General features: G+C 67.8%; 10 protein-coding genes. 6 read left to right on the forward strand and 4 right to left on the reverse strand.

Features of this window, described 5'->3' with window-relative positions:
* Window positions 1–24 precede the first annotated feature (24 nt).
* On the reverse strand, window positions 25–1428 hold the full coding sequence (locus ACZ1J6_RS19840; RefSeq protein ID WP_465127863.1) for a succinylglutamate-semialdehyde dehydrogenase: 1404 nt from the start codon (window positions 1426–1428) through the stop codon (window positions 25–27).
* A gap of 184 nt (window positions 1429–1612) precedes the next feature.
* Window positions 1613–3028, reverse strand: a complete 1416-nt coding sequence (locus tag ACZ1J6_RS19845) for a protein adenylyltransferase SelO family protein (RefSeq protein ID WP_465127864.1) — start codon at window positions 3026–3028, stop codon at window positions 1613–1615.
* A 67-nt stretch (window positions 3029–3095) separates the two neighbouring features.
* On the opposite strand from ACZ1J6_RS19845, the gene ACZ1J6_RS19850 reads away from it, so the two are divergent.
* From ACZ1J6_RS19850 to ACZ1J6_RS19870, 5 genes are all read left to right on the forward strand, one after another.
* Complete coding sequence (locus ACZ1J6_RS19850; protein ID WP_314468262.1) at window positions 3096–3980, forward strand: alpha/beta hydrolase; 885 nt, start codon at window positions 3096–3098, stop codon at window positions 3978–3980.
* Between the two features lie 20 nt (window positions 3981–4000).
* On the forward strand, window positions 4001–5128 hold the full coding sequence (locus ACZ1J6_RS19855) for a glycosyltransferase family 4 protein (RefSeq protein ID WP_442046414.1): 1128 nt from the start codon (window positions 4001–4003) through the stop codon (window positions 5126–5128).
* A 126-nt stretch (window positions 5129–5254) separates the two neighbouring features.
* A complete protein-coding gene (locus ACZ1J6_RS19860; RefSeq protein ID WP_132268100.1) occupies window positions 5255–6058 on the forward strand; it encodes a tetratricopeptide repeat protein in 804 nt (267 codons plus the stop codon).
* Window positions 6059–6060: 2 nt separating this feature from the next.
* Window positions 6061–7425, forward strand: coding sequence for an outer membrane protein assembly factor BamB family protein (locus tag ACZ1J6_RS19865; protein WP_134093834.1), 1365 nt, complete (start codon window positions 6061–6063; stop codon window positions 7423–7425).
* A 90-nt stretch (window positions 7426–7515) separates the two neighbouring features.
* Window positions 7516–8868 carry a methyltransferase family protein gene (locus tag ACZ1J6_RS19870; RefSeq protein WP_465127865.1) on the forward strand — a complete coding sequence of 451 codons (1353 nt, stop codon included), beginning with the start codon at window positions 7516–7518 and terminating at the stop codon, window positions 8866–8868.
* A gap of 116 nt (window positions 8869–8984) precedes the next feature.
* On the opposite strand, the gene ACZ1J6_RS19875 is transcribed toward ACZ1J6_RS19870, so the two are convergent.
* Together ACZ1J6_RS19875 and ACZ1J6_RS19880 are read right to left on the reverse strand one after the other, a co-directional pair.
* A complete protein-coding gene (locus ACZ1J6_RS19875) occupies window positions 8985–10358 on the reverse strand; it encodes a glutamate--cysteine ligase (protein ID WP_132268104.1) in 1374 nt (457 codons plus the stop codon).
* Between the two features lie 102 nt (window positions 10359–10460).
* Window positions 10461–11213, reverse strand: a complete 753-nt coding sequence (locus tag ACZ1J6_RS19880; protein ID WP_465127866.1) for a 16S rRNA (uracil(1498)-N(3))-methyltransferase — start codon at window positions 11211–11213, stop codon at window positions 10461–10463.
* Window positions 11214–11354: 141 nt separating this feature from the next.
* Between ACZ1J6_RS19880 and ubiA the strand changes: the two genes are divergently transcribed.
* Window positions 11355–12269, forward strand: coding sequence for a 4-hydroxybenzoate octaprenyltransferase (ubiA, locus tag ACZ1J6_RS19885; RefSeq protein ID WP_465127867.1), 915 nt, complete (start codon window positions 11355–11357; stop codon window positions 12267–12269).
* Window positions 12270–12277: the final 8 nt, after the last annotated feature.

The following is a 12277-nucleotide window of genomic DNA, read 5'->3' on the forward strand; positions in this document are numbered from 1 at the left end:
CGACAGGGCTGACGCCCCGGGGCGTTACCGCAGTCCCACCCCGATCGCCGCGCGGGGCTGCTCCATCTCCCCGGACGCCACGGGATAGGCGCAGTAGTCCGCCGCGTAGTAGCCGGTGGGGTGGTGGTTGCCGGAAAGGCCGATGCCGCCCATCGGCGCGGCATGGCTCGGCCCCGTGGTGGTCCGGTTCCAGTTGACGATGCCGGCGCGGATATTGGCCCAGAAACGGTTGTAGTCCTGGGGACTGCCGCCCACCAGCGAGGCAGCCAGGCCGAACCGGGTATTGTTGGCCTCGGCAATCGCCTCATCGAAATCGTCGACGCGAATCACCTGCAGGATCGGGCCGAACAGTTCGACATCGGGCCGGTCCTTCATCGCCGTGGTGTCGATGATCGCCGGGCTGAGGAACGGCAGGGCGTCGTCGGTCCGCACCAGGTGCTTGATCGCCCGTCCGCCGTTGCTCAGCAGGTAGAGGAAGCTCTCGGTCAGGCCGTCGGCCGCCGGATTGTCGATCACCGGGCCCATGAACGGCGCGGGTTCGTCGAACGGCGCGCCCACGATCACCCGGTCTGCCAGCGCCTTCACTTCCGCGATGGCCTCGTCATAGAGCGCGCTCTTCACGATTAGCCGGCGCGCCGCGGTGCAGCGCTGTCCGGCGGAGGAGAAGGCGGACTGGACGATCAGCGCTGCGGCGTCAGTCAGCTTGGGCGTGTCCCAGAGGACGATGGGGTTGTTTCCGCCCATCTCCAGCGCCACCAGCCGGTCGGGCCGGGCGGCGAGGCGGCGGTTGATCGAGATCCCGGTATTGGCCGATCCGGTGAAGAGAACGCCGTCGATCCCCTCGTGCGCCACGAAATCCTGGCCCTCCAGCGGCCCGCCCACGGCAAGCTGCATGACGGCGGCGGAAATGCCCGCGCGGTGGAAGCAGCGCGCCAGCATCTCGCCCGTGGCGGGGGCCTTTTCGCTCGGCTTGAAGATCACCGCATTGCCTGCGAGCAGGGCGGGAACGATGTGGGCGTTCGGCAAGTGCGCAGGGAAGTTGAAGGGGCCGAGCACGACCAGGACGCCGTGCGGCTTGTGGCGCACCGCCATCGTGCCCTGCAGTGCCGAATCGAACTTCCGCTGGCTGGTGCGCTCGGCATAGGCGCGGATCGAGACTTCGACCTTGGCGACGACGGTTTCGACTTCGGCGCGCGCTTCCCACAAGGGTTTGCCGACTTCGCGGGCGATGGTCGTAGCCAGGCGGTCGGCTTCCTTGCGCACTTCGTTGGCGAAGCGGCGCAGCAATTCGATGCGCGTGGCCAGCGGGTGGGCGGCCCAGGTCGGCCAGGCGCGCCGGGCACGGCTCACCACATCGTCGACATCGCAAGGCTTGCCGCGCCAGATCTCCGCACCCGTGGCGGGTTCGTAGGAGATGATGTCCGTCACGTTCCTTGCCCGTTCCTGTCCGGCAGATCCCCGATCGCTGGCGACCGTTGCTGGCGGGGTGCTGTATGCGCTCGCTGTCGCGCCCATGAAGATTGATGGTCCGTTGGCTGGATAACTCGCTGTAGGACATGCTGTTGCACAGCGATCCCTACCGGGAAGCTAACGCGGCCTTTAATCCTTTGTATCAGGATGCCCCGGAGACTTGCCCGGCGGGCGCCGGCGCCGCGCCGAGTTGCCGACCGAGTTCGCGGATTTCCGCGACCCGGGCATGGAGCGCCGACCAGTCGTCATGCCGGTCGATCCCATCCCAGATGCGCTCGACCTCGTCGATGTGCAGGCCGGGCGGGGCGGATTGCTGCCAGAAGGGATCGGACGTTTCCGCCGCCGGAGCATAAGTGCCCAGGACTTCGCCGAAGCGATCGGCGCCTGCATTTCTTCCGCCGCGATGATGGAAGAAGAATTGCTCCGGCGCTTCCCCGCTTGCCAGCATGGCCTGTTCCGCGGCCTGGATCAGCGCATTGTCGCGCTCCAGGCCCTGCGGGGTCACGCCAAGGCGCCAGGCGAAGCGCCGGCTCATCGCCTGCTGGTAGAGCGGGGCGAAGCGGTCCAGCGCGGCCACCAGCGGCGTGGTTTCGGTCAACTGGCGCAAGGCAACGGCAAGCTGGCCGCAGTTCCACAGCACCGCCTCGGGCTGCCGGCCGAAGGCGTAGAGGCCCGAATGGTCGAAATAGGCGGCGGTGAAGCGCGGGTCCCACTGCGGCAGCCAGCGCCAGGGACCATAGTCGAAGCTCTCGCCCGAGATGTTCATGTTATCGGTATTGAGAACGCCGTGGACGAAGCCGGCCACCATCCAGCTCGCGGCGAGATCGGCCATGCGTTCCACCACCTGATGGAGCAGGATCACCGCAGGTTCGTCCCGGCCGGGCGCATCCTCGGGCGGGAGATTGCCGGGATACGTTGCGAGGCAATAGGCCACGAGCTGTTCCATGTGCGCGCTTTCCTCCAGCGCGAGCAGGCGCTGGAAGGTGCCGATGCGGATATGGCCGTGGCTGAGGCGGACCATGGCCGCCGAGCGCGTGGGCGAAGGCTCGTCGCCGCGCCAGAGCGCCTCTCCGGTTTCGATCACGGAGAAGGTCTTGCTGGTGTTGACGCCCAGCGCCTCCAGCATTTCCGTGGCGAGGATCTCGCGAACCGCGCCCTTCAGTGTCAGCCTGCCGTCGCCGTCGCGGCTATAGGGCGTCTGGCCGGACCCTTTCGTGCCAAGGTCGAGCACGCGGTCCTGGCCATCCAGCATCTGCGCCTGGAGGAAGCCGCGTCCGTCGCCGATGTTGGGGTTGTAAACGCGGAACTGGTGCCCGTGATAGCGCAGCGCCAGCGGCTGGGGCAGGTTGTCCGGCAGCGGCTCGAAGCGTCCGAAATGGGCGATCCAGCCGGCATCGTCGAGCCCGTCCAGCCCCACGGTGCGGGCCCAGCGGTCGTTGCGGAAGCGCAGGATATGTTTCGGAAAATCGGCAGCCGTCACCGGACTGGCGATCCAGTCGGCAATGGCCTCGATACGCGGGGCAGGACGATAGGCACTTGCTTGCGGTTCGCTTCGCATCAGGCGATAGTGGCGATCCGATGCCCGTCGATCAAGCCGGGCGGCAAGATGAGGTCGCAGCTTCGGCATGACGGTATTCGAAGATCGGTTCTGGTCGAGCCGGGATGGACTGAAGCTGCACTTTCGCGATTACCCGGGCTCCTTGCCCGATCGGGCGGGGCCGGATGGGGCGCAGCTTCCCCCCATCGTCTGCCTCCATGGACTGACCCGCAATGCCCGCGATTTCGACGTCCTGGCCGAGCGCCTCTCGCCGCGCTGGCGCGTCATCTGCCCCGACATGCGCGGGCGCGGAGACAGCGAATATGCGCGCGATTCGGCCAGCTACAATCCGGTCCAGTATGGCGAGGACCTGCTGGAGCTGCTGGCGCAGGAGAAGATCGACCGCTTCGTGGCCATCGGCACCTCGCTGGGCGGGCTGATGACCATGGGACTGGCAACGATGATGCCAGACCGGATCGCCGCGGCCGTCATCAACGACGTGGGGCCGTTCCTCGAACCGGAAGGGGTGGAGCGGATCAAGGACTATGTCGGCCAGGGGCGCAGCTATCCCACCTGGGTTCACGCCGCGCGCGCGATCGAATCGTCGCAGGGCGATGCCCATCCCGGCCAGCCGCTGGACTTCTGGATCGGGCGGGCCAAACGCCTGATGACCGTATCCAACGCCGGGCGGGTGGTCTTCGACTACGACATGAAGATCGCCGAGCCCTTCCTGGGCTATGACGTGGACGACCAGCCCGATCTCTGGCCCGCCTGGGAAGCGCTGGCCGGCCGGCCGGTGCTGGTGCTGCGCGGCGCGTTGTCCGACCTGCTGTCCGCCGCCACGCTGGAGAAGATGCTGCGCCGCCTGCCGGGCGCCGAGGCGGTGACGCTGGACAATGTCGGCCACGCCCCCACTCTGGATGAGCCCGAATCCGTCGCCGCCATCGAGCGGCTGCTGGCGCAAGTCGCCTGATCGGCCGGGCCGGAACCGCCTTGCGCATTCTCCACCTTCATTCCAGCTTCGCGGCCGGCGGCAAGGAACTGCGCGCCGTGCGGCTGATGAACCTGTTCGGGCCGGGCATCGCTCACGCCGTGGTCTCGGCCCAGCCTGAGGCCTACGGCGCCGCTGCGCTGCTCGATCCGGCGGTGCCGGTGGCATTTCCCCAGGACTTTCCCGCCCTTCAAGGCCGCCCCACCCCGCGGCGTCTCTGGCGGATCGCCCAGGCCATGGCAGACTACGACCTCGTGCTCACTTACAACTGGGGCGCGATGGACGGGGTGATGGCCCATGGCCTGTTCGGCGGCCTGCTGTCGCTGCCTCCGCTCGTCCATCATGAGGACGGCTTCAACGAGGACGAGGCCGGCGGCCTCAAGCCCGCGCGCAACCGGTTCCGGCGCTTCGCACTGCGCCGTGCCTCGGCGCTGGTGGTGCCGTCGCGGCGGCTGGAGGAGATCGCGCTCACGGCATGGCGCCAGCCGCGCGAGCGGGTGCGGCTGATCGGTAATGGCATCGATTGCGCCGCCTATCTCGACAGGCCCCGGCCCGACATGCTGCCCGGCCTGATCAAGCAGCCCGGGGAGCGCTGGGTCGGCACGCTCGCGGGCCTCAGGCCGGTGAAGAATCTGCCCCGGCTGGTCCGCGCCTTCGCCGGACTGCCCCCCTCGTGGCGCCTCGTGATCCTGGGCGAAGGGCCCGAGCGCGGCGCGATCGCGGAGGCGGCGGCGCGCAGCGGCGCGGCTGACCGGGTGCACATGCCGGGCTTCGTCGCCGATCCGTCCCACGCGGTCGGTCTTTTCGATATCTTCGCGCTCTCGTCCGACAGCGAGCAGTTTCCGATCTCGGTGGTGGAGGCAATGGCCGCGGGACTGCCGGTGGCCTCGCCCGCCGTGGGGGACGTGGCGCAGATGGTATCCGGGGAAAACCGCGCCCTGATAACGCCGCCCGGAGACGAGGCCGCGCTGGCCGCCACCCTTGCGCTGCTGGCGGGTGACGATGCCTTGCGGGCCCGCCTCGGCGCCGCAAACCGCGTCCATGCCCGCAGCCACTACGACGAAGCCACCATGCTGGCCGCCTATAGCCGCACATATGGCGAAGCGCTGGGGCAAGACCGCCTGATTTGACACGCCGACATCATTCAGCAAGGCTTCACCGCGAACGGTGCAGCGATCATCACCGTTGAAAAGCCGTGGTCATTCGCTAAACAGCCCGGCAACCATCCTGATTTTTCCGCAGAAAGCGCCCGAAACTTGGCCCTGCCTCCTTCCAACAGCACCCCGACCAACCCCAAGTCTGCCGAGCGACTCGCCGCGCAGCAGGACGTTTTCCTGCGCGAGGTCGACGATGCCCTGCGGCAGGACCAGATGGAAGGCTTCTTCACCCGCTACGGAAAGCCTGTGATCGCGGCCGTGGTCCTGGCGCTCGCGGCGTTCGGCGGCTGGCTCTACTGGAACCACCGCCAGAATGAGCAGCGCGACGCCAATGCCGAGGCTTACGTCCAGGCGATCGACAGCATGAAGTCCGGCAATCTCGATGCCGCCAAGGGCAAGCTGGAGGCCATCGCCAAGGGTTCGGGCGGCAGCCCGACATCGGCCAAGCTGATGCTTGCGGGCATCGCTGCCGAGCAGAAGCGCCTGCCCGACGCCGTGAAGCTCTATGACGAAGTGGCCGCCGATGCCAAGGCACCGCAGCCGCTGCGCGACCTTGCCGCCGTGCGCAGCGTGGCCGCCAATTTCGATGCCATGAAGCCCGAAGACGTGGTCGCCCGCCTCAAGCCTTACGCTGCCCCGGGCAATCCGTGGTTCGGCGTTGCCGGCGAGATGGTCGGCATGGCCTATATCAAGATGAACAAGCAGGACCAGGCAGGCCCGCTGTTCGCCGCCATCGCCAAGGACGAGCAGGTCGAATCCGGCCTGCGCAGCCGCGCACGCCAGCTTGCGGCCGTGCTCGGCGTCGACGCGATCGACGATGTGGTGGACGAACGCGGAGAGCCGCTGGGCAAAGCGCGAGACCAAGGGGCCAGCGCGCAGACCGCGCCTGCCGCCGGAGAATGAACATGGTTGAGATGACGCGCATGAAGGCCAAGCCTTCCAAAATGGGCCGCGCGGGGGTCGTATCGCTGATCGCCCTGGCGCTCGTCGCCGGTCTGTCGGGCTGCAAGTCCAACAGCAAGGGCCCGAAGACCCCCACCGTGGGCGAACGCGTGCCGATCCTGTCGCGCATCGAAAGCGGCGCCAAGGTCGATCCCTCGATGGAAGCGATCTCGGTGATCCTGCCGCCGCAGCAGGCGAACGAGGCCTGGTCGCAGGCGGGCGGCAATGCCGCCAAGTCCTACGGGCACCTGGCCCTGGCCGACAATCCCAGCCGCGTGTGGACCGCCCAGATCGCCGGTTCCACCAACCGCGCCCGCCTGGCCGCCGCGCCTGTCGTGGCCGAGGACAAGCTCTTCGTCATGGACACCGAAGGCGTCGTCCATGCGTTCGACGCGAAGACCGGCAGCTCGCTCTGGACCAAGAACTTCTCGGTTTCGGGCAAGAACGAAAGCTCGATCTTCGGCGGCGGCGTCAGCTACGACGCGGGCAACCTCTACGTCACCACCGGCCTCGGCGAAGTGGCGGCGCTCAAGGCGGCCGATGGCAGCCAGCTCTGGACGAAGAAGCCCGGCGGCCCGCTGCGCGGCTCGCCCACGATCAGCTTCAACGCCGTCTACGTGATGACGCAGGACAACCAGATCTTCGCGCTCAACGCGGCGGACGGCAATGTCCTGTGGAACGAATCGGCCTCGCTCTCGCAAGCCGGCGTCTTCGGCGTGGCCGCTCCGGCGGCCGGCCAGGGCACCGTGATCGCGGGCTATTCCTCGGGCGAACTCGTGGCCTATCGCTATGAGAACGGCCGCCAGGTCTGGTCCGACGCGCTCGCCCGCACTTCGATCTCCACCGAAGTGGGCAGCCTCACCGACGTCGACGCCGATCCGATCATCGACCAGGGCCGCGTCTACGCGCTGGGCCAGGGCGGGCGCATGGCCGCTTACGAACTGGTGACCGGCCAGCGCATCTGGGAACTCAACCTTGCCGGCATCTCGACGCCGATGGTGGTGGGCGACTGGGTCTTCACGCTGGACGACCACGCCGAAATCCTCGCCATCGCGCGCGGCACCGGCAAAGTCCGCTGGCTGACCCAGCTGGCGCGCTACGACAACGAGAAGAAGCGCAAGGGTCCGATCTTCTGGGTCGGCCCGGTCCTGGCCGGCAACAAGCTGTGGGTGGCCAATTCCCGCGGCCAGCTCGGCACCGTGGATCCGACCACGGGCAAGCTCACGCCCTTCGTCGAGCTGGGCGATCCGATCTCGCTGGCCCCGGTCGTGGCCAACCAGACGCTCTACCTTCTCGACGATTCGGGCCGTATCACGGCCTACCGTTGATCATGTCGCCGTCGCTCCGGGCCGCGCCCGGGGCGACGCGGCTGTTCGGCATTTCGCACCTCTTAACCAATTCGCGCTAGTCCGGGCGCCATGATCAGCGCCCCGAATCCCGCGAAAAGCCCGCCCGCCAGCGACGTCTCGGCCGGCGTGGGCCTGTCGGGACTGGCGGCGCTGCTCGTCTGGCTGCTGGTCTGCCGCAACTGGGCCGCGATAGCCGACGCCCTTGCACTGCCCGGTCCCCATGCGCCGATGAGCGGCCCTTACGCCTCGGTCGCGACGCTCTTCGTCACCGGCTCCGCCATGGCGCTGTGGTCGGTGCTGGTCGACAAGGTGCACCGCCGCCCGTCCACCGGCATCGACTGGAACCTGCGGCGGCCTTTGTCCGAATCGGCGGAGCTGTCGATCACCAAGCTCGCGGGGCTCTGGGCCACATGGGCGCTGATCGGAGCGTTCTACTGCATCGGCCGGTGGTACTGGGACGGGCAATATCTCTTCGCCATGGAAGTGATCGGCGCGGCGGCGCTGCCGGTCTTCCTGCTGTCGGTCCCTTACGTGCTCTGGCTGGACCGCAAGCTGATCGAGCCGCGCGACCAGGCCTGGCACTTCGGTGCCCTGCTAATCGGCCGCGAGGCCTGGGACGCGGACGCGGTGAAGAAGCACGGCCGCGCCTGGGCCATCAAGGCGTTCTTCGGCGCCTTCATGATCTCGATCCTGCCCGGCGGTTTCGCGCAAGTGGTGGAGGCGAACTTCGCAGCCATGGCCCATGATCCGGTGCCGCTGGCCTCTACCGTGATCGCGCTGCTTTTCCTGATCGACGTACAGATCGGCACCGTGGGCTATATCTTCACGTTCCGCCCGCTCGACGCCCATATCCGCAGCGGCAATCCCCTGCTGGCCGGCTGGGTGGCCGCGCTCATGTGCTATCCGCCCTTCGTCTGGGGCACGATGGGGCGGGCCGACGTGATGGGCTATGAGGTCAACACCGGCGGCTGGTCCTACTGGCTGGCGGGACACACGGCGCTGCTCTGGCTCTGGGCAGCGCTCATGGTCACGCTCACGGCCGTCTATGCCTGGGCGACGTTCGCCTTCGGGCTGCGTTTCTCCAACCTCACTTACCGCGGTGTGCTGACGAACGGCCCTTACCGCTTCACGCGGCACCCGGCCTACCTGTCGAAGAACCTGTTCTGGTGGACTTCGACGCTGCCCTTCCTCGTCACCAGCCACGCGCTGACCGACATGGTGCGCAATACGGTGCTGCTGGGCGTCGTCAGCGGCATCTACTACTGGCGCGCGCGGACCGAGGAAGCGCATCTCCTGGCCGAGGACGCCAAGTACCGGGAATACCATGCCTGGATGGCGCAGAACGCGCCGATCACCCGCTCGCTCGCGCGGCTGGGCGCCTGGTTGCGGCCGCGGAACGGCGCGCTGCAGGCCGCGGAATAGCAGAAGGCATTTCCCGGGGATGATCCCATGGCTGGCGGCCAGTGGCACCGCTGGGCATTGGGCGCCACCTTGACGGCAGGGGAGCGATGCTCACCCTGCCTGTCACTCGTTTGCCGTCAGAAGCTCTTTACCGCGTAGACCTTCGACAGGTCGCCGCCCCATTCGCCGTTGTAGAGGTCGAGCAGGCGTTCGGCCGGAACCTTGCCGCTGGCGACGATCTGCGCGAGCGGTTCCAGGTAGCCGGTCTCGTTGTCGCCGCCCGCGTTGAGGCAATTGCGCGCCGCAAGTCCCGAGCGGGAGATGTCGATCACTTCCGCGGCGATCTTGCGCAGGGTCCCGCCGCCGGGCAGCGGCGCGTCGAGGCCCAGCTTCGGCACCGCGGTGCGCAGCGCTTCGCGGCCTTCCATGTCCCAGTCCTTGACCAGGTCCCAGGCCGCATCGAGCGCGCCCTGGTCGTAGAGGAGGCCGACCCAGAGCGCCGGGAGCGCGCAGATCCGGCTCCACGGGCCGCCGTCGGCGCCGCGCATTTCGAGGAAGGACTTGAGGCGCACTTCGGGGAAGGCGGTGGAGAGATGGTCCGTCCAGTCCGACAGGCGCGGCCGCTCGCCGGGAAGCACCGAAAGCTCGCCCTTGAGGAAGTCGCGGAAGGAATGGCCGGCCGCATCGATGTACTTGCCGTCGCGGAACACGAAATACATCGGCACGTCGAGCATGTAGTCGACATAGCGTTCGTAGCCGAAGCCGTCTTCGAACACGAAGGGCAGCATGCCGGTGCGTGCCGGGTCGGTGTCCGACCAGATGTGGCTGCGGTACGAGAGGAAGCCGTTGGGCTTGCCCTCGGTGAACGGAGAATTGGCGAAGAGCGCCGTGGCCAGCGGTTGCAGCGCCAGCGAGGTGCGGAACTTCTTCACCATGTCCGCCTCGCTCGAATAGTCGAGGTTGACCTGGATGGTGCAGGTCCGCAGCATCATGTCGAGGCCCATCGTGCCCACGCGCGGCATGTGCCGCAGCATGATGTCGTAGCGGCCCTTGGGCATGATCGGCAGTTCGGCGCGGGTCTTGTCGGGCCACATGCCAAGGCCGAGGAAGGCCTTGCCGATGCGGTCGCCGATGGCCTTCACCTGGCTGAGGTGGCGCCCGGTCTCGGCGCAAGTCTGGTGCAGGTTTTCCAGCGGCGCGCCGGACAGTTCGAGTTGGCCGGCCGGCTCCAGGCTGACGGTGCCGTCGTCACCCTTCATGGCGATGACGTTGCCGCCCTCGATGATCGGCTCCCAGCCGAACTCGGTCAGGGCCATCAGCAAGTCGCGGATGCCGCCGGGTTCGGCATAGGACGGCGCGTGGTGATCGCCCGTGTCGTAGACGAACTTTTCGTGCTCGGTACCGATCCGCCACGCCTCGCGCGGCTTTTCGCCCGCAGCCATCGGCGCGGCGAGTTGGTCCAGGCTTTCGATCACCGGATCTTCGCGATCCGAAACCTCACGGGTGCTCATGCGGCGGGAGGTAGTGCGGCCCGCGCCCGGACGCTAGAACTTTTTGTACCGAGCGGTTTGTTTCGTTTTTTCCGGGAGGTTTTTGTCGGATTTCAGGACAGGTCAGGCGCCGCGCCAATCCCCGGAAACCGCCATCCACAAGGCCGTCGCACCAATGCTCGCGGTCTCGCCGCGCAGGATTCGCGGACCCAGGGTAATCGCCCGCGCCATCGGATGCGCGCGGACGAGGGCGCGCTCCTCTTCGTCGAAACCGCCTTCCGGCCCCACCAGCAGTGCCGCAGGCCCGTCATGCGCGGCGAAGGCGGCCGCTGCCGGCGCTCCCCCGGTTTCGTCCGCGAAATAGAGCATTCGCCCCTCCGGCCAATCGCGGAGCAGGGCGTCCAGCTTCACCGGCTCGGCGACATCGGGAAGCGCGGTGCGCGCGCATTGTTCGGCCGCCTCGGTAACGATCGTCGCCGCGCGCTCGGCATTGAGCTTGTCGGCCACGCAGCGGCGGGTGACGAGCGGCTGGATGCGCGCGACGCCCAGCTCGGTTGCCTTTTCCAGGACGAGGTCGAAATTCGGTTTCTTGAGCAGGGCCGCGCAAAGCCAGAAATCGGGCACCGCCTCGCGCGGGCGCAGTTGCTCGCGCACTTCCAGGGAGACATCCCGCTTGCCCGCGGATGTCACGGTGCAGGCCCATTCGCCGGTCTCGTCGTCGCAGAGGATGACGGCGTCGCCCGGGGCGACTCGCATGACCTTGGAGAGGTAGTGTGCCTGCCCGCCTTCGATGACGAGGGTGCCGCCCAGGCTTAGCGGCCCGGTGACGAAAAGACGCGGCGCGCTGCGCGGCGGCCAGGCGGGGGTGGCGGCCATGATCTGGATGAATCTCCGGGGAAAGTTGCGGCCGCCTTTTCGCGCGAAGCCCGCCTGCATGCAACTGGCGTGCAGGCGGGACGTGTGCACCAGGAACCTTGGGGCATGACAGTTTCGCCATGATAGGCTACTCGTCCTGGCGTGAACGACTCTCTACTCGTCCCCGATACGCAGCATCGCGGGCTTGTCGCTGCCCTGCCGAGGACGCCGCGCGCCTATGCCATGCTGGCCCGTTTCGATCGCCCGATCGGCTGGTGGCTGCTGTTCTGGCCTTGTGCCTGGGGCGTGCTGCTGGCGGGCGGAGAAGCGCGCTGGGGCCTGATCCTCTGGCTGCTGCTCGGCTCGATCGCGATGCGCGGCGCTGGCTGCGTGCTCAACGACATCGTCGATGCCGATCTCGACCGCAAGGTGGCCCGCACGGCCTCCCGCCCCGTGGCCAGCGGCCAGGTCAGCCGCAAGGCAGCGGCGATCTGGCTGCTTTCGCTCTGCGCGGTGGGCCTCGTGGTGCTGTTCCAGCTGCGCTGGCAGGCGCAGCTCGTGGCGCTGGGCAGCGTGGCGCTGGTTGCCGCCTATCCTTTCATGAAGCGGATCACCTGGTGGCCGCAGGCCTGGCTGGGCCTGGTCTTCACCTGGGGCGTGCTGGTCGGCTGGGTCGAGATCCGGGGCGACCAGCTGGCGGTGATGGCCGCGCTCTATGCCGGCTCGATCTTCTGGTGCATCGGCTACGACACGATCTACGCGCTGCAGGACCGCGAGGACGACGCCGTCGTCGGGATCCGCTCCTCGGCGCTGCGCCTCGGCAGCCACGTCCGCGGCGGCGTGGCCGGTTTCTACGCGCTGGCGACGGCATTCTGGGCGCTGGGGTTCTGGACCCTGCGGCATGACTGGGTGGCGCTGGTCGCGCTCGTGCCGGTGGCGCTCCATCTCGGCTTCCAGATCGTGACGCTCGATACCGAGGATGGTGAGAACGCCCTGACGCGGTTCCGTTCGAATCGCGATCTCGGGCTGGTGATGGCGCTAGCCTGCTGGGTCGTCGGCAACGCCGGGATCATCTGATCGACCGG

It is taken from the genome of Novosphingobium sp. BL-S-21, assembly GCF_055521655.1.